The sequence below is a fragment of the Colwellia asteriadis genome (genome assembly GCF_039523295.1).
GTDB lineage: Bacteria > Pseudomonadota > Gammaproteobacteria > Enterobacterales > Alteromonadaceae > Colwellia > Colwellia asteriadis.
Map to the genome: position 1 here is coordinate 31,440 of NZ_BAAAFA010000011.1, position 21,801 is coordinate 53,240.

Here is a 21,801-nt window from a genome sequence, read left to right on the forward strand (position 1 = left end):
CAAGACTTTTTATATCACTAAAACAAGGTAGTTTGCATGCAAAATATGATCAAGCGCAACACGAGAGGGCACTGGTTAAAGTTTGTCTATCTTAAATTTATTACTTTTATGTTGATAGGGGCTTCTAGTTACTCTTTTGCTATAGATTGGCCACAAGAATTAAGCGGTGAATTAGGCACTATCATTGTTTATCAACCCCAACCAGAAAAACTTAATGGTAATATATTAACGGGTCGAGCTGCAATGTCGTTAGAGCTACCCGGAAAACCTGAGCCTATTTTCGGTGTGTTTTGGTTTTCATCAACTATATCTACCGATCGTAGTAATGATTCTGCAGTTATCTCTGGTATTAGCGTCACGAAAGTAGGATGGCCTGACTCTAAAGACGCTCAAGAAGAGAAATTCACCAAGTTTGTTGAAGCAGAGTTGGTGAGTTCGTCTTTTACTACTTCCTTATCGAAATTAACGGCAAGCTTAACAACCGCAGAAAAGGTTAGTAACAGCTTAGCTGAAATTAAAAATGATCCGCCAAATATTTTATTTAAAGAGCAGCTTGCTGTTTTATTAAGCTTTGATGGTGAAGCTATATTCAAAGATATTGAAAAAAGTACATATCAACGAGCATTAAATACACCATTTGCCGTAGTTAAGGTAAAAAATAAAGAGGTTTATTATTTAACCAGTGGTAGTTTGTGGTATCAGTCGACGAAAGTGCTAGGCCCATGGCATATAACTCATACACCGCCAGCAGATTTAGTTGCTATGATGCCAAAAGATGATAATGAGGAAGACTCAACGCCTGTCACAAAAGTACCTGAAGTGGTAACTGTTACTAAACCAACCGAGCTAGTAGTATCAGACGGAAAGCCACAATGGACCAGTTTGCTGGGTGGTAAATTACTTTATGTGAATAATACTGAAACCCCTTGGCTACGTGAGCTAAGTAGTGGCGATATGTATTTATTGTTGTCAGGGCGTTGGTTTAAAAGTAAAGCAATTAAAGGTCCTTGGGCCTTTGTTCGACCGGATAAATTACCTAAGAGCTTTAAAGATATCCCACCCGATTCAGATATTGGCGGCTTAAGAACTTCGGTTGCTGGTACGGATGAAGCAGAGCAAGCAGTACTTGATGCGCAAATACCACAAACAGCGACAATTAAGCGTAGCGAAGCAAAACTAACCGTTGAATATGACGGGAAGCCAAAGTTTGTTGCTATTAAAGGTACAGACGTAGAATATGCCGTTAACACTAATGCGCAAGTCCTTAAGATTAATGGGAAGTATTACGCTGTAGACAATGGTGTTTGGTTTGTTTCCGAGCAGGCCCAAGGATCATGGCAAGTGGCTGATAATATACCCGAGTCAGAAATAGCCCAAATACCTGCTAGCTCTCCAGTTTATAATACGACTTATGTGAAGGTTTATAGTTCTACTCCTGAAGTGGTTTATGTTGGCTATACGCCAGGTTATTTATGGTCTTACCCTTATTACGGTGTACCAATTTATGGTACAGGTTGGTATTACCCACCTTATTATGCAGGAGGCTGGTATTACCCTCGTCCACCAACATGGGGATTACATGTTGGCTATAATCCTTGGACGGGTTGGAATGTTGGCGTTAGCTGGGGTGGACCATTCTTTAGAGTAGGTGTTAGCTGGGGTGGTGGTTATCATAACCATTACCGTCCATGCTGTGGTGGTTTTTATGGTGGCTATCGCGGTGGACATAACACTAATATTAATGTGAACGGCAATATCAATATTGGTAATTCAGTAAGTATTGGTAATAAAAATCATATTCAGCGCAATATTGGCAATCATGTGAGCAATAATAAGTTCACTAATAGCCGTGTCGGCACTCGCCATAATAATTTGTATAATCGCGTAGAAAACAAACAACGTAATGCTACCAAGCTAAAAGCTAAGAAAAATTATCAACAAGGGCGTGTCACTACTAAACGAGCAAATAATGTTTTTGCAGATAAGCGCGGTAATGTTGTGAGGCATGAAAATGGCCAATGGCAAAACAGAAGTAATAAAAGCTGGAGCACCATCGAGAATAAGCGCCCAAATACTCAGATTAATAATCAAAATATACGTAAGAGAAACAATGGCTCGTTTGACCGAGGTAGCATGAATCGAGATTTACGTGGTCGTCAAATGGGCAATATGCAACGTGGTGGGCAAGGGCGTATGCAACAAATGAGACGTGGTAGATAGCGTAAACTCTTTTAATGAATAGGGTTTAATCATAATGGTTTTTCATTAACACCTATGTTAATAAAATTAATGTTATAAAGGATGGTTATTATGAATAAAATAGCGGCTGTAAAAGTAAGTGTTATTGCAATATCAGTAATGCTTTTTATGGGGTGTAGTTCTACTTATCAGAGTAAAGCACCGCAAGTATCTCCAGACGGGATGATATTAAAGAAAGCTACGCGTTCAACACTTGCTTATAAAAAGGAAGGAGTAGATTTTTCTCAATATACATCAATCCTCATTTTACCAAGTCAAGTTGCTTTTAAGAAAAACTGGAAGCGCGATTATAATCGTGATCAAGTAGGTTTAAGTACAAGAGTGAGTGATGCGGATGTTATTCGTATTAAAGAAGATGTCGCTAAGCTCTTTGATGAGGTTTTTCAAGCAGAGTTTAGCCAAAACGCAAACTCTCCTCTAGTTCAAAAGCCAACGGTAGGTACTTTGGTGGTTAAACCTGCGGTTATTAATCTTGATGTTAATGCACCAGATACTGTTTCTGCGACTAATATGAAAAGTTATACCAGTGAGACTGGCGAAGCTACCTTATTTTTAGAGTTGTATGATGGTGTTAGTGGTGAAATATTAGTCCGTGTATTTGACTCTGAAACGGCAGGCGATGATAGTTATTATCAATGGGCTACGCGAGTATCAAATCGAGCAGATGCTAAACGGTTAATTAAAAAGTGGGCTAAAGCGCTTCACAATAAGTTTGAGCAAGTGCAGAACCCATAAAGCAAGTTATGGGGGCTTACTTATTGGTAAGTCCCCAATTGATATATACCTAAGCTGCTTACAACCTATTAAACATCACGCTAATTTAGCCTATAAAAATAGCGTTGTGCGCAAAAATAAATCAAACAAACTTTTTTTTGCAAAATATTAATTATTTTAATTATTTTCGGTTGACAGAACTTTCGATCTACCTATAATACGCCCCCACAGAGATGGACGATTAGCTCAGTTGGGAGAGCACCGCCCTTACAAGGCGGGGGTCACTGGTTCAAGCCCAGTATCGTCCACCAAATTTATAGCATTAGCTATAAAGTGAATGTTGCAATTGATGTGATTCAAGCCCATTAATACTAAGCAATGTCCGCCACTTCTTTTTCAAGGAAGTCTAAATAGATTGATAAAAATATCGGACGATTAGCTCAGTTGGGAGAGCACCGCCCTTACAAGGCGGGGGTCACTGGTTCAAGCCCAGTATCGTCCACCAAATTTATAGCATTAGCTATAACGTGAATATTGTAATTGATGTGGTTCAAGCCCATTAAAACTAAGCAATGTCCGCCACTTCTTTTTCAAGGAAGTCTAAATAAGTTGATGAAGGTATCGGACGATTAGCTCAGTTGGGAGAGCACCGCCCTTACAAGGCGGGGGTCACTGGTTCAAGCCCAGTATCGTCCACCAAATTTATAGCATTAACTATAAAGTGAATGTTGCAATTGATGTGATTCAAGCCCATTAATACTAAGCAATGTCCGCCACTTCTTTTTCAAGGAAGTCTAAATAAGTTGATGAAGGTATCGGACGATTAGCTCAGTTGGGAGAGCACCGCCCTTACAAGGCGGGGGTCACTGGTTCAAGCCCAGTATCGTCCACCAAATTTATAGCATTAGCTATAAAGTGAATGTTGCAATTGATGTGATTCAAGCCCATTAATACTAAGCAATGTCCGCCACTTCTTTTTCAAGGAAGTATAAATAAGTTGATAAAAATATCGGACGATTAGCTCAGTTGGGAGAGCACCGCCCTTACAAGGCGGGGGTCACTGGTTCAAGCCCAGTATCGTCCACCAAATTTATAGCATTAGCTATAAAGTGAATGTTGCAATTGATGTGTTTAAGCCTATTAATGCTAAGCAATGTCCGCCACTTCTTTTTCATGGAAGTATAAATAAATTGATAAAAATATCGGACGATTAGCTCAGTTGGGAGAGCACCGCCCTTACAAGGCGGGGGTCACTGGTTCAAGCCCAGTATCGTCCACCAATCTTAATTAGCTATTCAAGTTATACCTCTTCTCTGATTTCACAGTACTTTTTAAATACACCTGATGTCGAACTTATGTGGCAATAACCGCCATATTTCAAATGAATCTAGCTCTATTATTCTCCAAAATAACTACTTGAGATGGAGTATTATTTTGAGTTTAGGTTAATTACATCTAAATGGTGAATTTAACTGAGCTCAATGTTAAAATGCAGCCAATTTATATATTCTAATTTCACTAATGTCAGTTTATTGTTGGCTTTAGTTATTCATATTGAGATTTCTATGACATTAACTACTCGTTTTGCACCAAGTCCTACAGGTTACCTTCACGTTGGTGGCGCTCGTACAGCCTTATATAGCTGGCTTTATGCTCAAAAAAATGGTGGGGACTTCATTTTACGTATTGAAGACACCGATTTAGAGCGCTCAACACAAGCGTCTGTTGATGCCATTATGGATGGTATGAACTGGTTAGATCTAAAATGGACCCATGGCCCTTACTTTCAAACCAAACGTTTTGATCGTTACAAAGAAGTGATTGAACAATTATTAGCCTCTGGTAATGCTTACCGTTGTTATAGCACCGCAGAAGAAGTTGAAGCGATGCGTGAGGAAGCAAAAGCTAAAGGTGAAATTGAAAAGTACAATGGTTTATGGCGTGAACGTACAGATCACCCAACAGATTTACCTTATGTTATTCGTTTTAAAAACCCACTTGAGGGTAATGTTGTTATTAAAGATATGGTTAAAGGCGACATAACCATTAGTAATGAACAGCTTGATGATTTAATTATCGCACGTTCTGACGGCACACCAACCTATAACTTAACCGTTGTGGTTGACGACTGGGATATGAAAGTAACTCACGTTGTGCGTGGTGATGACCATATTAGTAACACTCCTAAGCAAATTAATATTTTAGCGGCATTAGGCGCAACTATTCCTGAATATGCACACATTCCTATGATTTTAGGTGATGACGGTAAACGTTTATCTAAACGTCACGGTGCTGTTAGTGTTATGCAATACCGTGATGAAGGTTATTTACCTGAAGCATTACTTAACTATTTAGTGCGCTTAGGTTGGTCACATGGTGATAAAGAAATTTTTTCTCGTGAAGAAATGATTGAATTATTTGACCTTAAAGACTGTAACCGTGCCGCGTCTGGTTTTAACACCGACAAGCTTATTTGGGTAAACCAACATTACATGAAAACCATGGATCCAGAGTATGTAGCAACTCACCTTGAGTGGCATATGAAAGATCAAGGTATTAATACAGATAATGGCCCAGCCTTGGCTGAAATTGTAAAAATTCAAGCCGATCGCGTTAAAACGTTAAAAGAAATGGCGCAAATTTCTCGTTATTTTTATGAAGATTTTAGTGAGTTAGATGCAACATCAGTTAAAAAACATTTACGTCCCGTGGTAAAAGAGCCGTTAATTTTAGTCAAAGCAAAATTAGCTGAGTTAAGTGCATGGGAGCCGGCACTAATTCATGCAGCAATTAATGATACTGCTACTGAGTTAGAAGTAGGAATGGGTAAAGTGGGTATGCCATTACGTGTTGCCGCTACTGGTGGTGGTAATTCACCATCGCTTGATATTACCTTAGCGTTATTAGATAAAGACAAAGTGCTTGCTCGTATTGACCAAGCATTAGTTGTAGTTGAAGAGCGTATTGCGAATAGCTAGTTCGCTCGACTATCAGTAAAGTGATAAGGGGTATATAAGATATTTTACCCAGTAAATGTATTTTGTATTAACCTTATCAAAAGTAAAAATCATCACCTTAAGAAGCAGTTTCTGCTGGAGTAATTAGTGCAATTTAGTGATTTTGGTTTAGATAGATGTTTAATGAACACGGTTGAGCATTTAGGTTTTAACGAGCCAACACAAATTCAGCAACAGGCGATACCTGCTGCCATGTCGGGGCATGACTTAATTGCCTCATCTAAAACTGGCTCAGGTAAAACCTTAGCGTTTATTCTACCTGCGATACAACGCCTGCTTAAAAATAGAGCGCTATCAAAACGTGATCCACGCGTGGTTATTTTAACGCCAACACGTGAATTAGCTAAGCAAGTGTTTAGCCAGTTACGCTTATTTACTGCTAATACACAATTTAGTGCTGTGCTGATTTTAGGTGGTGAGAACTTTAACGACCAAGTTAAAGTACTTGAAAAAGATCCGCACTTTATTGTAGCAACGCCAGGTCGTTTAGCGGATCATTTAACGCAAGGCCATTTTTACCTTAATGGCCTAGAGCTATTAATTTTAGACGAAGCAGACCGAATGCTTGATTTAGGCTTTAGTAAAGAATTAAGCCAAATAAATAAAGCGGCCGATCATCGTAAACGTCAAACCTTATTGTTTTCAGCAACCTTAGACCATGCACAAGTGAATGAGTTTGCCGCAGAGCTACTGACTAAACCAAAGCGTATAGCCATTGAATCGGGTCATACCGAGCATAAAGATATTACTAAGCGCTTTTACTTAGCCGATAATCTCACACAAAAAGAAACCTTACTACAGCACTTCTTAGCGACAGAAACGTGCCAGCAAGTCATTATTTTTACTGCGACGCGTAGCGATACTGAGCGCTTATCATTACTTATTAATGCTGAATTAGCCGATAAAGGCATAAATGCCGTTGCCTTAAGCGGTGAGCTTAACCAAGGTCAGCGTAATCAAATTATGGACGGTTTCACTAAAGGCCACCATAAAATCCTAGTAACGACTGACTTAGCATCGCGCGGTTTAGATTTGGTGAATGTTTCACACGTGATTAACTTTGATATGCCAAAGCATACCGAAGAGTTTGTACACCGCATTGGTAGAACAGGACGCGCTGGTACGCATGGTGACGCTATTTCATTAGTGGGGCCAAATGACTGGTTAAGCTTTAAAAATGTTGAAGCGTTTTTACAGCAAACCATTAGCTTTGAAAAGATTGCTGGTATTAAGGTTAATTTTAAAGGGATTAAACCGAAAAAAGCTAAAGCAGTGAAAGCCAAAGCCGTCGTTAAAAAAGCTGAAAAAGTGAAAAAATCTCCAGCGAAACAATCAACCAAGCAAACTTTCTTAGAAGCGCATGATGTTAGTGATATGCCAATTATCAAGCGTAAAAAGTCACTACCAGCTAGTGAGTTAGATAATAACACTGAGCAAGAAATTGATTAAAAACAAGTAGATTTGATACGTGATTAAGGCTGCATTTGCAGCCTTTTTTATTGCTTATATTTTTAAAGTGCCAAAAGAGTCTTTTTATATTTCTTTATGAATATATGCACCTTTAATCTTGGTAACATCACTAATGGCTTTGAAATAAGTGGCTTGAAAACTTATAGAGTTAGTTGGAGTACAGAAGATAGCACAAAATTTAGTACTACCTCCTAATGATCAATAAGTTAATCTAATCAACTTGAATCTAAGTAATTACATACAATGACTAGGCTTACTAAAAGACCATAGTTCTAAGTTAGTTTCTATTTCATTGAGCTGAGAGCAATCAAGATCATTATTACCTGATAAGTAAAAGTTGTGTAAATATACAGGTATAGAGCTTAGCGCTATATCCTTTAACTCATTATTGCTGAGGTCTAATTCTTGTAAATTACTTAAGTTAGCGATATTAGAAAAGGCAGTAATAGTGTTGGATGATAACTGTAGGGACCGAAGCTTAGTTAATTGATTTAAGCTTGAAAAATCAATGATCATGTTATAATTTAGGTTTAACCAAGTTAGGTTGGTTAGCGTAGACAAGGCAGTTATATCTGTTAGGTTATTACTAGATAAACTTAGTCTAGTTAACTGCGTTAAACTAGATAACGCAGAAGCATCAGTAATATTATTATTGTCTAGACTCAATTCACTTAGTTTAGTCAGTTGCTCAATGCCTTCTAAGCTTTGAATTTCATCATATCGACATCTCAGGTAGTTAATATCCGCTATATCTAAGCTTGATCTTGTAATACAACTTAAAAGCCCTTGATCAATAATTAGAGATTCATTGATCGGTTGCTCCATACAATTATAATTTCTTGAGATTACAGCGAGAGGGAATGTCTGCACTAATAAGTCTAGATCACTGCACAAAATAACAGAATTACCATTTAAGTTAACTTCTTTGAGTAAAGGTAAGCTTAATAATGCATCAATATTGCTTAATTTATACACACCCTCCATTAGAACAGTTTCTAAATTAATCGCCGTAGCAAGAGCATCTATAGAAGTAACTATCGAGTGATTTAAGTTGAGATGTTTAAGTTTAGTGGTAAAAGATAAAGCAGATACGTCAACGAGCTGGTCGTTGTATTGTGCTTTTAGCTCTATTAAGCTTGGAGCATTTTCTAGTTCGGTTAAAGTTACTAAATTATTTTGACTGATATTTAAGCTGACTAACTGAGTAAGTAAGCTAAAATCAAATAGTTGGCTTAAATTAGCATTGGAAATATCTAACTCTTTTAGGTTAGACATATCCTCCAGTACAGATATATCTGTATAGGTGTTGTGGTTCGCGATAAGTTGCTCTAATTGCTTTAAGTGTGCAAGCGGCTCTAGTTCTATTCCTGTTCCTTGATATCTATTATATAGATTACTTATATTCAATGATGTTAACGAGGTCAGTGCTTTAATTGGCGAAATATCATTTAAGTTATGATTGTTAGATAAGTCTAATTGAGTTAAGTTTATCAAATCTTTTAATGGGCTAATATCACCTAAACGTCCGTTGTGGCTAATATCTAGTATTTCTAATGAAACTAAACTAGCTAAAGGTGCAATTGTAGCGGTATTGATATTACGTAAGCTTAATTCTTTTAACTGTGTAAATGTTTCTAATACGGAAAGATTACTAAGGCTAGTAATATTATCTAATTCTAATACAGATAACTTACTCATTTCATTAAGTACATTAAGATCTAACGTACTTGTATAATAATAATATGAATAGTTTATTTTTAGTTCGGTTAGGTTTACTAACTTACTAATAGGGCTGTAATCAGTAACACCTAGATTTGAAATATTGAGTTTTTCAAGAGAAACTTTTGCTGAAAGAGCGCTTAAGTCTTGTAAGTTACTATTATTGCTTACATCTATTTCTTTAATATTGTGTAGTGGTAGGATGAAGCTTAATGAGTTGAGAGAACCGCCTAACTTAACAAGTTTAAGCGTTTGTAAGGCCGTGTTGTGGTCTGCGAGGCTTTGTATATTTGTAATTTCGGCATTACTAATGTGTAAATAGCTTAACTCACTTGCCTGTTCTAATTGTGCTAAATCTATATTATTCCATTGGCTGTTTTTATTTAAAGAAGCTAAAGATATATGAGTGAGTTTTGTTAAGGCACTAAGGTTGATTCCGTTGGAATTATAACTATTAATATAGTTATGGCTCAAGTTCAAATTAACTAGCTGGGTAAGGCTGTTAACTGGGCTAGCGTCAATAATGTTATTGTTTGATAAGTCTAATAAAGTCAGTTGATTAAATTCACTAAGGGCGGAAATGTCTTGTAAGTTCGCGTTAGTGATTGTTAGCGAAGATAAGTTATCGAACTTACTTATATCTTCAAGTGATAGTATAGAAGTGCCGTCACAAACGATTTGCTCTATACCGACATCGGCATTATTTGTATTTTGAAGACAAAGAGCTAAGCCAGCATCATGAAACGTTACTGTAGATATTTCGTTATACGCCTCAACTGAAATATCAATATCGGCAGAGCTACTGACATTATTGTTATCAGTTACCGTCAGAGTAAACTTAAGTGTTTCATCTGTCGTGATATTTGGAGCGGTAAACGTTAATGTATCGCTATTTGCTATTAAATCATCAACACTCGTTCCTGAAGCTTGCTGCCATTGATAACTGATAATAGAGCCGTCGGAGTCTGTAGTATCAGCCGTAAAGCTAAAAGAGGCGCGTTCTACTACTTGACCTGAAACCATATCTGCAATTGTAGGCGCTATGTTCGTTGATTTCTCGGCTGTATTGGGTGAGTCACCGCCTCCGCCTCCACAGCTAGCAAGCAAAAGGCATGAAACGAAAGTCGTTATTTTTTTTGGATGAATGAAAAAGCTCAAGATAATTCCTTATATAGTTGACCAAAGGTCTAATAGTTACGCTTTGTTTACGTACTTGTGATAAAAGCGAGGGCAGTTTAATTTGTTAACATACTTATTACAATCAAGTTACTTGTAAATCATAATAAATATTGAAGGTTTTTTATTTCAAGCTATTGAGTACAAGATTTAAGGTTTATTTTGAATAATGCCGCAGAGCAATGTATTGTTCGTCACTAAAAAGTATCGAAAGTGAATTCATTAAGTTATCGTTAAGTTCATTTTAGATTCTGGTAGGCAAGTCGTAACTGATTATTACTAGGGAAGTTTTTATGACAATAATGCAAAAAGTGTTTTGGTTAATATTCAGTGTTGGAAACATTGTCGCACTGTGGCTTTATTGGCAAACGCAAAGTGTTGTCAGTGCGTTATTTTTATTGTTCACCCTAGGCTATAGCGTGGTTGGTATATATGATCTTAAGTTTAGTACTCATAGTCTTAATCGTTTATACCCTGTTGTTGCTTACCTTCGTTACTTTTTTGAGTCTTACCGAGTTGAAATCCAACAATACTTCATTGCTAATGATACTGAAGAACAGCCATTTAACCGCGAACAACGAAGCTTAGTATATCAACGCTCTAAAAATATTCGCGATACTATTGCTTTTGGTACCCAGCGCAACCTACTCGAAGAGAATTATCGAAGTTTATGGCACTCACTCGCACCAACTCATGTTAAAGACGAGGTAAAACGGGTTGTTATTGGTAATGAGCAATGTAGCCAGCCTTATTCTGCTTCATATTTAAATATATCAGCGATGAGTTTTGGCTCATTGAGTAGTAACGCTATAGAAGCGTTAAATTTAGGTGCTAAAAAAGCAGGCTGCTATCACAATACTGGTGAAGGAGCTGCGAGCCCATACCACTTAAAGCATGGTGGTGATATTGTTTGGCAATTAGGAACCGGTTTATTTGGGTGCTGTAATGAAGACGGCAGTTTTAATGCAGACAGCTTTGTAACAACGGCAAATTTACCACAAATTAAAATGATTGAAATTAAGCTATCTCAAGGTGCTAAACCAGGTCATGGTGGTGTGTTACCTAAAGCTAAAATCACGCAAGAAATTGCCAACATACGACATATTTCAATGAGTAAAGATTGCGTATCACCTGCTGTAAATCCTGAGTGTACTTCCCCCAAAGCACTGTTGAATTTTGTGCAACGATTGCGTGAGTTAAGTGGTGGTAAGCCGGTAGGCTTTAAACTTTGTATCGGTAATCCGGCTGAGTTTTTAAGTATTTGTAAAGCTATGTTAGAAACTGATATTTATCCTGACTTTATTACAGTTGACGGTGCTGAAGGTGGTACGGGAGCAGCACCCGTTGAGTTTAGTAATCGACTAGGTATGGTTTGTATTGAAGGTATTTATTTTGTTGAAAATGCCTTAGTAGGTGTTGGTTTACGCGATAAAATAAAAATAATAGCTTCAGGAAAAACAGCATCGAGTTTTGATTTGCTCGATAAAATAGCAGCCGGAGCCGATGTGGTTAATGCCGCGCGAACAATGATGCTAGCACTAGGTTGTATTCAATCAAGACACTGTAATACTAATTTATGCCCGACGGGTATTGCAACACAAGATCCGGTTCGCTCCCAAGCGATTGATGTTGAAATTAAGAGCGAACGGGTTAAAAACTTTCATAATAATACCTTGAAAAATTTTTATGAGTTGGTCGGTAGTATGGGTCTAGATGATCCCGCCAAACTTGTACCACAAATGATTAAGCGTCGCTCACCTTATGGTTTACAAATGTCTACCGGTAGTTTAGTTCCACCGCTGAAATTAGGCGCACTAGTGAATAATGAAGTGCAAGATGAAGCATGGAAGCACTGGTGGCATGCTTGTAGCGCCGAGCGGTTTTATGTTGAAGATTTATATGTACTAAAGTCTCCAGAGTTTAATCAACAGCAGTACCCGAGCCATTAAAAAACAGTCGCGAGATATTAATAGATACATGACAATATCACTCTCTTTTAGTAGTGACTTTTGTCGAATGTAAACACTTAGTTTTCAAGTTATTAACAAATTTAACTCTACAATATCAATTTAGGTTGATTTTCATACTGCTAAGATTTATCGTTATTTTGTCTAAATTTTAGACATAACAATAAGGAGAATGTTAACAATGGAAAATAAAACCTCATTTAAGGCTATTAAAAAGCACGTTGCTTTTGGTATTTTTACAGCCATCTGTGCAATTTCAGCGCAGGCGAAAGACTATCAACCTAACATTGTTGGCGGTGGTCAAGCTAACCCTGCCGACTGGCAATTCTTTACTCAGTTAGTAAATGACCCTGGTTCACTACCATTTTGTGGTGCAAGCTATATTGGCAATGGCTATGTGTTGACGGCAGCACATTGTGTTCGAAATAAACAAGCACAATCTATTGCTGTTAATGTTGGGAGTACTATACGTGGTGGTAATGATGGACAAAGGATAAATGTTGCGCAAATATTTAGCCATCCTCAGTATAATCGTAGCACCCACGCTTATGACGTTGCCGTCTTAAAATTAACCCAAATCCCACAAAATGCTAATGTAGTGAACTTAGCGCAAGGCTCACTTACGCAATATGCGCGTATCGGCGATATGCTTACAGTTGCTGGCCTTGGTCGACTTAGTGAACATGACTGGGCAAAACCGAGTGTATTACAGGAAGTCGATGTACCTCTCGTTTCAGATAGCGTCTGTCAAAGTACAGGTGGACCATACTCAAACGTAGGAGCAGATAATTTTTGTGCAGGCTTTGAACAAGGGCAATATGACTCTTGCTCTGGAGATAGCGGCGGACCTATTGTGGTTAACTTGGGAGGCCAAACTACACAAGTTGGCTTAGTTAGTTGGGGGGTAGGTTGTGCTCGTGCTGGTAATTATGGCGTTTATGCAGATGTTGCTGCAGCCCGTAGTTGGATTGATAGTGTTGTAGGCGGTATACAAGAGCAAGTTTCTGTTGGTTATACGGCTAGTCAAACAATCGCTGGTTTTACTGTGGGTGAGATAAAGTCTCATACTTTCAGTATTACCAATACCGGTACTGCTAATTTTACACTGACTTCTATAGGCATAGCGAATAGTGGCGTAACGAATGCTTCACTTATTACGCATGATAGCTGTAGCGCAACAACCTTATTAGCTAATGATGCTTGCAGCGTGAGTGTCGACTTTGAGGCGAGTAGTGCAGGTAATGCCAGTGTTAGCTTAAATTTCACAATTGATAAAAATAATACCGCATATAGCGCAGTTGTGAATGCTCAAGCTTCAAGCTCAGGGGGAGGAAATACCTGTCCTGAAACTTGGCAGTCATCTAAAATTTATGATACAGGTGATAAAGTAATCTTCAACAATCAAGTGTGGGAAGCACAGTGGTGGGTTAAAGGCAAAGAGCCAGCAGATACCGGGCCTTGGGGGGTGTGGCTTTCGCAAGGGGCTGCTAGTTGTAACTAGCGCTTAATATTTACAAAGCGAATATACGATATTCGCTTTGTTATTCAGTGTTGTTTATCGCCAAACAATACTACTTCATGGTTATCTAGCCATAACGGATATTTAGCCATAACCTTAGTAAACATGGGGCTTTGTAAGTAATTATTAAGCCATTGTCTTACTTTAGGGTAGGGCGACTGTAAATACCATTGGCGTTCTACACGTGCAAATTGTCGAATAAATGGCATTAACGCAATATCGGTTAAGCTTTCTTTATCTGACATTAAAAATGGATGTTGTGTTAAACGCTGCTCCAAGCGCTGTAAGTATTGCTCACAGGCAATTCGACATTCAACCACATTATCTTCTTGATAACGTTTGGCGCATTTGTATTGCTCTAAACAGCTTTTAAAATCAGTATCAAACTCAGCGATAAGCACTAACATTGCGGTGAGTGTGTTTTTATTATTTGCGGTATTATGACTCTTTTGATGTAGTAAATCATTAGGATCACTTTGCTGTAGTGCCCATAACATTATTGCTAAACTTTCATCAATAACACTGCCATCAGCTAAGACTAAAACAGGAACCGTTGCTTTTGTTGAAGCGGCTATCATTTCACTAGGTTTGTTACTTAGTACAATGTCTCGTAACTGTATTATTTGCTTAGTTTTGAAAATTGCCATTCTAGCTCGCATGGCATAAGGGCAGTTTCTTAATGAATAAAGTACTGGTAGTGATTGTCTCTCATCGACCTTATGAGGTATTTTTTCTTTTGTGCTACTGTTCATTTGTACGTTTCCCTAAAGGTCAAATTCATAAATACCGTTATTAACCTATTTTAGCGGTATTCAACGGCTAAATATATGCGTAGAATTCGCTCTTTGAAATTTAACTGCCGATACTGTTGGCTAAAGTTGTAATAAATGAGTTCTAAAATTGAATTATTAGCGCCAGGTGGCGATGTCGATGCAATCAAGGCCGCTATTATTGCAGGCGCAGATGCCATTTATTGTGGTTTAGATACCTTTAATGCTCGAAATCGTGCGGCGAATATTTCGTTTGAAGAGCTTGTAGGTATTATTCGTTTAGCGCATCAGTACCAATGCCAAATATTTTTAACTTTAAATATTATTATTTTAGAGCGAGAGTTTAAATCACTCGCCAAATTACTCAGTAAGCTTGCTAACACCACACTCGACGGTGTTATTGTGCAAGATTTAGGCTTATGTTACATACTTAAAAAACACTTTCCAACGCTTGATATTCATGCCTCAACGCAGCTAACAACTCACAATATTGGCCAAATTCCCTTTTTGAAAAAACTTGGCGCTTCTCGCGTTAACTTATCTCGAGAAATGAATTTAAAAGAAATCACCGCGATTACCGCAGTAGCAGATGCTGAAGAGGTGCTTGTTGAAGTATTTGTTCATGGCTCGTTGTGTGTCGCTTTTTCAGGGTTGTGCTACTCAACATCTGCCAGCGTTGGTAATTCAGGTAATCGTGGTCGCTGTAGTCAGGCGTGTCGTGAAGAGTATGAAACCACACCATCAGGCAATAACTTTCCATTAAATATTAAAGATAACTCTGCCTTTTTTGACTTACCGGCATTAATTGAAGCGGGCGTGCACTCTTTTAAGGTAGAAGGGCGTATTAAAGGGGCAAGTTATGTGCATACTGTTATTGACAGCTTCCGTAAACAAATAGATGGTTTTATTGAAACAGGTGAGTTACTTGAAGACGGTGAGCGTCTTTATAAAGTGTTTAATCGTGATTTTTCTAATGCTTTTTTACGTGGTGATTTAAATCAGTCAATGTTTATTGAAAATCCGCGTGATAACTCAAAATATCATGCAATTGATCAGAGTAATGCAATATCAGTGGTACAAATCCACGAAGTTGAGCAAAGCTTAAGTGATGAAAAAGAGCAAATAAACAGTACAGTACAAGATAAAATAAAGCATTTGAGCATTGAAAAGCGGCCATTGTCATTAACCTTTTCAGGCAGCCTTGGTCAGCCGTTAACAATCACGATGGTTACTGAAGAATTTGCTAAAGGGGCGACTAAGCCTCATGAGTTAGTTAAAGTATTCAAGACATCAAGTGCATTAATCGCTAGTAAAACTAACTGCATTGATAAAGCAACCATTGAAAAGCGCTTTAAGAGCTTTAACAATGCTGAGTTTACCTTAACTGCGTTAAATACCGGCGAAATTGAGGCAGGGGTTGGTATTGCTTTTAAAGAGTTAACCGCGCTTAAAAATGATGTCGCTGCCTTTTTAAATGATGGGGTGAGTGTATTACCCGAGGTTACCTTACCTAAATTGATACATCATGCAAAATCAAACCCTGGCGCTAAAGCTAAACTTTCTATCTTAATTTGTGATGATAGTGACATTAACCTAAGTAATGTCACCAATGCCGACATCTACTTTAAATTGCCTGATGCTTATAAACGAGGCTGCACTAAGTATGTTGATTTTTTCAAAGAGAACCCTCAGCTTATTCCATGGTTCCCGTCGGTGTTAATCGGTAAAGATTTTGATGTTGCTTTAACTATTTTAGAGCAAGTAAAGCCGCGACTAATCGTGACCAATAATACCGGTATTGCTCATCGTGCTTATGAGCTAGGTATTAAGTGGATAGCGGGGCCTTTTTTAAATACGACTAACTCTTATGCCTTATTGGCGATGAAAGAAGAGTTTAATTGTGCAGGTGCGTTTATTTCTAATGAAATTAACCATCAACAAATGCGTAATATTGCGCGACCTGAAAATTTCGAGTTATTTTATAGTGTTTATCATCCTATTTTATTGATGACTAGTAGACAGTGTTTTTTCCAGCAAAGTGTTGGTTGTGAAAAGCCACGTATTGATAATGGTTGTATGCTTTCTTGTGATAAGTCGACCAGTATTACCAACTTGAAAGGCGTTTCATTTGCCATTGACAAGCAAAAGGCGGGCTACCCAAGCATTTACAATAAAGATCAGTTTTTAAATATGGAAGTGATTAACGATTTAGCCGAGTATTACGATGGCTTTATGATTGATTTAACCAATATTGGCGCAGGTGATAAACAATCACCTGAAAAAACAGCTTTAATAACACAGTTTGAACAATTACTTAGTGGTGAGTTTACCGATACTCAGTCTATTGAAAACAGCTTAAATAAGCTGGTACCAGAGTCAACCAATGTTCAATATCATAATGGTTTGTAGGGTAGGCTGTTATTACGTTTAGTCAGGCTAAAAAAAACCTTGAAGTTATCTTCAAGGTTTTTTAGTTATTAATAATTTTACCAGCTAATAGCTGGCTACTCAGCAACTAATTGTGTTACTTGGTAAGTTGATTGTTGACTACCAAGTTTAGTTTTTAAATAAGGCAATATTTCTTTTAGCTGTTCGGCTAAGTGCCATGGCGGATTAATAATAAATAATCCAGTGCCCGTCATACCGTACTCTTCACTATCGGCTTCTAAACAAAACTCAACTTGCAGCACGTTTTTAACATTGCTGTTGGTAAAGTCTTTTTCCATTTGCTCAATAAAGTGACGTTTTACGACAGGGTACCAAATAATATAGGTGCCTGTGGCAAACTTAGTGTAAGCTTTAATAATAGTTTTAACGGCTTTTTGGTAATCTTCTTTGAGCTCATAAGGCGGGTCTATTAATACTACGCCACGTCTACTTGGTGGTGGTAATAGTCCTAAAACACCTTGATAGCCATCGGATTGCTTAACAAATACTTTACGCCAACGTTGACAAAAATCCTCTAAGTGCTGAATGTCAGTAGGGTGTAATTCAAATAAATGAGTACTGTCTTGGCGACGCATAAAGGCTTTCGCAATACCTGGCGAGCCAGGGTAGACTTCAAGTTCATCTGACAAATTAAGACTATTGATTAACGATAAATAAGGCTCAAGTGACTCAGGCGCACTTTTATCCTGAATGATTTTCTCAATACCGTTTTTGTACTCTCCTGTTTTTTGAGCGTATTCATCCCCAAGTTGATACATACCAGCACCAGAGTGACTGTCTAAATAACAAAAGCCTTTTTCTTTTCGAGTCATGTAATCAAGTACGAGTGTTAAAACGCTGTGTTTTAATACATCGGCAAAATTGCCTGCATGAAAGGCGTGACGGTAACTAAGCAAGGTAATTCCTTAATAGGGAAGTGTTATTGAGCTTTATAAGCCAAATAAAGCGGTTATTACAACAGTGTAATAACCGCTGGGTGTTTAAACTTAGCCTTTTAATTAAGCTTGGCTAGCTAAGTATTCATCGTAAGTACCAGCAAAGTCGTTATAACCTGTTGGTGTTAATTCAATAATGCGCGTAGCAATGGTTGATACAAACTCACGGTCATGGCTGACAAATAACAAAGTACCTTCGTATTGCTCTAGTGCCATATTTAATGACTCGATTGACTCCATATCCATATGGTTAGTTGGCTCATCGAGTACTAAGATGTTTGGTTTTTGCATCATTAGTTTACCAAATAACATTCTGCCTTTTTCACCACCTGAAAGCACCTTAACTGATTTTTTTATATCATCAGCAGAGAATAATAAACGACCTAAGTAACCACGTACCACTTGTTCGTCATCACCTTCTTGGCGCCATTGGTTCATCCAGTCAAATAAAGTCATGTCGTTTTCAAATTCGTATTCATGATCTTGCGCGTAATAACCAATATTGACATTTTCAGACCACGTTAACTCGCCTGAACTTGGCTCGTAACCGACATCATTCATTAAGGTGCGTAAAAAGGTGGTTTTACCAATACCGTTTTCACCAATAATGGCAATACGTTCGCCCACTTCTACTAAGGCTGAAATGTCTTTAAGAATATGAGCATCATCAAAGCTTTTGTTTAATTTCTCTAATACTAAGGCATTACGGAATAACTTCTTTTCTTGCTCAAAGCGAATGAAGGGGTTGCTACGACTTGATGCTTTAACTTCATCAAGTTGAATTTTATCAATTTGCTTGGCACGAGAGGTAGCTTGTTTCGCTTTTGAGGCATTTGCAGAGAAACGCGCCACAAAGGCTTGTAATTCGCCTATTTGTGCTTTCTTTTTCGCGTTGTCGGCTAATAAACGCGCGCGTGCTTGTGTTGCTGCAAGCATGTATTCATCGTAATTACCTGAGTAAACACGCAATTCGCCGTAATCTAAATCAGCCATATGTGTACAAACACTGTTTAAAAAGTGTCTGTCGTGCGAAATAATTATCATGGTTGAATCGCGGGCATTTAAGGTTTCTTCTAACCATTGAATAGTGTGAATGTCTAAGTTGTTGGTTGGCTCATCAAGCAATAAAATATCAGGATCTGAAAATAATGCTTGAGCAAGTAAAATACGTAATTTGAAGCCCGGTGCTATTTCGCTCATTAAACCATAATGTTGCTCGACAGGAATACCAACACCAATTAATAGCTCGCCTGCACGACTTTCTGCGCTGTAGCCGTCCATTTCAGCATATTCAGACTCTAAATCGCCAACTTTCATACCATCAGCTTCACTCATTTCAGGTAAAGCGTAAATACGATCGCGCTCTTCTTTTACCGCCCACAATTCAGTATGTCCCATGATTACGGTATCTATTACACTGTATGACTCAAAGGCGAATTGATCTTGACGTAACTTACCTAAACGTTCACCGGTATCAAGGCTAACATTACCTGAGGTTTGTTCTAAATCACCACCTAAAATTTTCATAAAGGTTGATTTACCACAACCGTTTGCACCGATTAAACCGTAACGGTTTCCGCCGCCAAATTTTTGTGAAATGTTTTCAAACAATGGCTTAGCGCCAAACTGTTGAGTAATATTATTTGCTGCTAGCATGATGAGTTCCGTTGATGTTTATGAGACAGAAAGTGTTAAACAAGTACCAATTACGAGCACTAATACTTGTTAGTCTACCGCGTAATATTTATCGAATAATAAAATAGCAACAACGGTAGAAACAATGCGCGCGATTATACCGAGAAAGTAAAAAGAAGTCATGTACAGTACAAGAAGTTATTTACTGTAGGTGGGAGTGTAAGGATAAGCCATAAGGTAAAACTATTTAGCGACTTCTACACGATTTCGTCCTAATGCTTTTGCCTGATACAGGGCATCGTCAGCATCTTGGAATAAATGATTAAAGCTATGCTCAGGGTTTGATAGTTCTGATACACCAAAACTTGCGGTAATCTTGACGTGTAATTCATTAATTAAAAAATCATTATCGTCAATTGCTGCTCTTATTCTTTGCGCTACCATGCGTGCTTTCTTAGCGGTTGTTTTAGGTAACACTAATAAAAATTCTTCGCCGCCAATACGGCCTAAAATATCTTGTTCTCTAACATATTCATTAGCAATTTTGGCAATATTAATCAGCGCAATATCACCGCCAGCATGTCCATAAGTGTCATTAACTATTTTAAAATGATCAATATCAAAAACAACAACAGCAAACGGAGAGTTATGATTTTTACATGTGATGAGCTTATTCTCTGCATACTTGAAGGTAAAGCGTCTATTAGCTAAGCCCGTTAGTGCATCTGTATTAGCGAGTTTATTTAAATATTTGGAAGTTTTAACTTGTCTTCTGACTAAAAAAATTAAAAAGCAGGTAAGTGCTAATGTAAATAAAATAATGAGGTATTGAATCCATTTTTCTTGCTCTGCACTTTTTAACGCGGCTTTATCAAGTAACTTATCCCGCGCTAAAATTTTGTTTTGTAATCGGGTTTGATCGGTATCAAATAAAATTTTAAATTTAGATCTAATGGTTTCACGTTGCGTGTTTTGATAAGTATTGTGTAGTTCTTTTGATTCACGCTCAAAAAGATAAGCCGACTCATAGTCTTTGTTGAGGTAAGCTATTTTGGCTTTTATCGAAAGCACCTTTACTTTCCATGATAATGTTGCGTTCTTATCCAAAGTATCTAAAGTCGCCTCAACTTCACTTATTTTTTCCTGAGCTAAAACTAAGTTATTATCAGTAATGGCTAACTTTGCTTCTAATACTAAGTAATTTACTCTCGTAAAAGTAAGAACTTCTGCGGGCCTAGTTTCATGAAATATTTGCAAATATTCTCGTGATTTATCATAGTCCTCTAAGGCAAAGTAAACTTCAGCTAGGCCAAAATTAGCAATAGGAATGGAGGCTTCACTTAAGGTTTTTTTGGAAAAAATGATTACATTTTCAAAAGCGATTTTTGCTTTATTGTAGTCTTTAATGTTGAGGTAGCTGTTTGCTAATTCGCTTTGTACATAGAGCGCATCAAAATAAAACTCACGTTCAATAAAGTAACTTAAAGCTTCATTACCCAGCTTTATCGCGTTTTCATTATCATGAATATTGGAGTATGCACCTGTCATTTGTGATTTAAGGTACATCATTTCTAATTCGTTGTTTAATTGCTCTACTAATACATAGGATTGATGGAAGTATTTTAAAGCTTGTATATCATCATGAAGTATCGAGTAATAGCCTGCTATATAGCTATATACTTCAGCAAGGCGTTTAGTATTTTCAGTAGCAATAGCTATTTTTTCTGCTTTGGCATAAAGCGGCATTGTTTGCTCTAACTCACCTTTGCTCAATAATAATGCACCATGGGTAATTAATAATAATAATCCGGTGTCACTGTTAAAGTCTGGGTTTAAAGCATAGGCTTGTTCAATGGCTGCTATACCTTGAGTAACATTCCCGAGAAAGTAATTGTACTGAGCTATTTTAGCGAGCAGTGTTGTTTTATTTTCTTGAGACAAGGTTGAACCTTGCTCTGTCATCATTTTGGTTGCTGCTTCTAAAGCGAGGCTAGGGTCTTTAGCGCTTAACTCTTCAAAGTGGTCAAACGCTTTGCTAATAGTATTAAAGTTAGGAGAGCTTGAATAAGCTTTAAAGCTAAAAAATAAAAAAAACGTGATAAGTGCTAAACGTAAATAAATGACGGTGTTGAGAGTAAAGTCACTATTCTCTTTTTTTACATACATTGATAA

At 37.6% G+C, this 21,801-nt stretch carries 12 protein-coding genes and 6 tRNA genes; 13 read left to right on the forward strand and 5 right to left on the reverse strand.

Features of this window, described 5'->3' with window-relative positions; genetic code table 11:
- The first annotated feature begins 36 nt into the window (after positions 1 to 36).
- The 10 genes from ABD005_RS15090 to ABD005_RS15135 all read left to right on the forward strand — a co-directional run bounded on the left by ABD005_RS15090 (position 37) and on the right by ABD005_RS15135 (position 7,439).
- Complete coding sequence (locus ABD005_RS15090; RefSeq protein ID WP_343818460.1) at positions 37 to 2,220, forward strand: carbohydrate-binding family V/XII; 2,184 nt, start codon at positions 37 to 39, stop codon at positions 2,218 to 2,220.
- A gap of 90 nt (positions 2,221 to 2,310) precedes the next feature.
- Positions 2,311 to 2,994 (forward strand): DUF3313 family protein, encoded by a 684-nt coding sequence (locus ABD005_RS15095; protein WP_343818462.1) that lies wholly within the window; start codon positions 2,311 to 2,313, stop codon positions 2,992 to 2,994.
- 214 nt (positions 2,995 to 3,208) lie between these two features.
- Positions 3,209 to 3,284, forward strand: a tRNA-Val gene (locus tag ABD005_RS15100).
- Positions 3,285 to 3,402: 118 nt separating this feature from the next.
- Positions 3,403 to 3,478, forward strand: a tRNA-Val gene (locus ABD005_RS15105).
- Positions 3,479 to 3,596: 118 nt separating this feature from the next.
- Positions 3,597 to 3,672 (forward strand) — tRNA-Val (locus ABD005_RS15110).
- A 118-nt stretch (positions 3,673 to 3,790) separates the two neighbouring features.
- Positions 3,791 to 3,866: transfer RNA gene (locus tag ABD005_RS15115), tRNA-Val, on the forward strand.
- A gap of 118 nt (positions 3,867 to 3,984) precedes the next feature.
- Positions 3,985 to 4,060, forward strand: a tRNA-Val gene (locus ABD005_RS15120).
- Positions 4,061 to 4,177: 117 nt separating this feature from the next.
- Positions 4,178 to 4,253 (forward strand) — tRNA-Val (locus ABD005_RS15125).
- A gap of 285 nt (positions 4,254 to 4,538) precedes the next feature.
- Positions 4,539 to 5,951, forward strand: a complete 1,413-nt coding sequence (gene gltX, locus ABD005_RS15130) for a glutamate--tRNA ligase (protein WP_343818464.1) — start codon at positions 4,539 to 4,541, stop codon at positions 5,949 to 5,951.
- A 126-nt stretch (positions 5,952 to 6,077) separates the two neighbouring features.
- Positions 6,078 to 7,439 (forward strand): DEAD/DEAH box helicase, encoded by a 1,362-nt coding sequence (locus ABD005_RS15135; protein WP_343818465.1) that lies wholly within the window; start codon positions 6,078 to 6,080, stop codon positions 7,437 to 7,439.
- 255 nt (positions 7,440 to 7,694) lie between these two features.
- Here ABD005_RS15135 and ABD005_RS15140 read toward each other — a convergent pair whose 3' ends face one another.
- Complete coding sequence (locus ABD005_RS15140) at positions 7,695 to 10,337, reverse strand: leucine-rich repeat domain-containing protein (RefSeq protein ID WP_343818467.1); 2,643 nt, start codon at positions 10,335 to 10,337, stop codon at positions 7,695 to 7,697.
- Positions 10,338 to 10,648: 311 nt separating this feature from the next.
- Between ABD005_RS15140 and ABD005_RS15145 the strand changes: the two genes are divergently transcribed.
- A complete protein-coding gene (locus ABD005_RS15145) occupies positions 10,649 to 12,304 on the forward strand; it encodes an FMN-binding glutamate synthase family protein (RefSeq protein ID WP_343818468.1) in 1,656 nt (551 codons plus the stop codon).
- A 199-nt stretch (positions 12,305 to 12,503) separates the two neighbouring features.
- Positions 12,504 to 13,823 (forward strand): trypsin-like serine protease, encoded by a 1,320-nt coding sequence (locus tag ABD005_RS15150; protein WP_343818470.1) that lies wholly within the window; start codon positions 12,504 to 12,506, stop codon positions 13,821 to 13,823.
- 44 nt (positions 13,824 to 13,867) lie between these two features.
- Here ABD005_RS15150 and ABD005_RS15155 read toward each other — a convergent pair whose 3' ends face one another.
- On the reverse strand, positions 13,868 to 14,593 hold the full coding sequence (locus tag ABD005_RS15155; protein ID WP_343818472.1) for a glutathione S-transferase: 726 nt from the start codon (positions 14,591 to 14,593) through the stop codon (positions 13,868 to 13,870).
- Positions 14,594 to 14,728: 135 nt separating this feature from the next.
- Here ABD005_RS15155 and ABD005_RS15160 point away from each other — a divergent pair, with 135 nt between their 5' ends.
- Positions 14,729 to 17,020 carry a peptidase U32 family protein gene (locus ABD005_RS15160; protein ID WP_343818474.1) on the forward strand — a complete coding sequence of 764 codons (2,292 nt, stop codon included), beginning with the start codon at positions 14,729 to 14,731 and terminating at the stop codon, positions 17,018 to 17,020.
- 95 nt (positions 17,021 to 17,115) lie between these two features.
- Here ABD005_RS15160 and ABD005_RS15165 read toward each other — a convergent pair whose 3' ends face one another.
- From ABD005_RS15165 to ABD005_RS15175, 3 genes are all read right to left on the reverse strand, one after another.
- The gene (locus ABD005_RS15165; protein WP_343818475.1) at positions 17,116 to 17,955 is read right to left on the reverse strand and encodes a 23S rRNA (adenine(2030)-N(6))-methyltransferase RlmJ; all 840 of its coding nucleotides are present in this window, start codon (positions 17,953 to 17,955) and stop codon (positions 17,116 to 17,118) included.
- Between the two features lie 102 nt (positions 17,956 to 18,057).
- Complete coding sequence (locus tag ABD005_RS15170; protein WP_215980066.1) at positions 18,058 to 19,650, reverse strand: ABC-F family ATPase; 1,593 nt, start codon at positions 19,648 to 19,650, stop codon at positions 18,058 to 18,060.
- A 222-nt stretch (positions 19,651 to 19,872) separates the two neighbouring features.
- On the reverse strand, positions 19,873 to 21,795 hold the full coding sequence (locus ABD005_RS15175; RefSeq protein WP_343818477.1) for a diguanylate cyclase: 1,923 nt from the start codon (positions 21,793 to 21,795) through the stop codon (positions 19,873 to 19,875).
- Positions 21,796 to 21,801 lie beyond the last annotated feature (6 nt).

Excerpts from the sequence above, each read along its gene's own strand:
- ABD005_RS15090 (WP_343818460.1), top strand. The coding sequence starts at position 37 with ATGCAAAATATGATCAAGCGCAACACGAGAGGGCACTGGTTAAAGTTT.
- ABD005_RS15095 (WP_343818462.1), top strand. The coding sequence starts at position 2,311 with ATGAATAAAATAGCGGCTGTAAAAGTAAGTGTTATTGCAATATCAGTA.
- gltX (WP_343818464.1), top strand. The coding sequence starts at position 4,539 with ATGACATTAACTACTCGTTTTGCACCAAGTCCTACAGGTTACCTTCAC.
- ABD005_RS15145 (WP_343818468.1), top strand. The coding sequence starts at position 10,649 with ATGACAATAATGCAAAAAGTGTTTTGGTTAATATTCAGTGTTGGAAAC.
- ABD005_RS15150 (WP_343818470.1), top strand. The coding sequence starts at position 12,504 with ATGGAAAATAAAACCTCATTTAAGGCTATTAAAAAGCACGTTGCTTTT.
- ABD005_RS15155 (WP_343818472.1), bottom strand. The coding sequence starts at position 14,593 with ATGAACAGTAGCACAAAAGAAAAAATACCTCATAAGGTCGATGAGAGA.
- ABD005_RS15160 (WP_343818474.1), top strand. The coding sequence starts at position 14,729 with ATGAGTTCTAAAATTGAATTATTAGCGCCAGGTGGCGATGTCGATGCA.
- ABD005_RS15170 (WP_215980066.1), bottom strand. The coding sequence starts at position 19,650 with ATGCTAGCAGCAAATAATATTACTCAACAGTTTGGCGCTAAGCCATTG.
- ABD005_RS15175 (WP_343818477.1), bottom strand. The coding sequence starts at position 21,795 with ATGTATGTAAAAAAAGAGAATAGTGACTTTACTCTCAACACCGTCATT.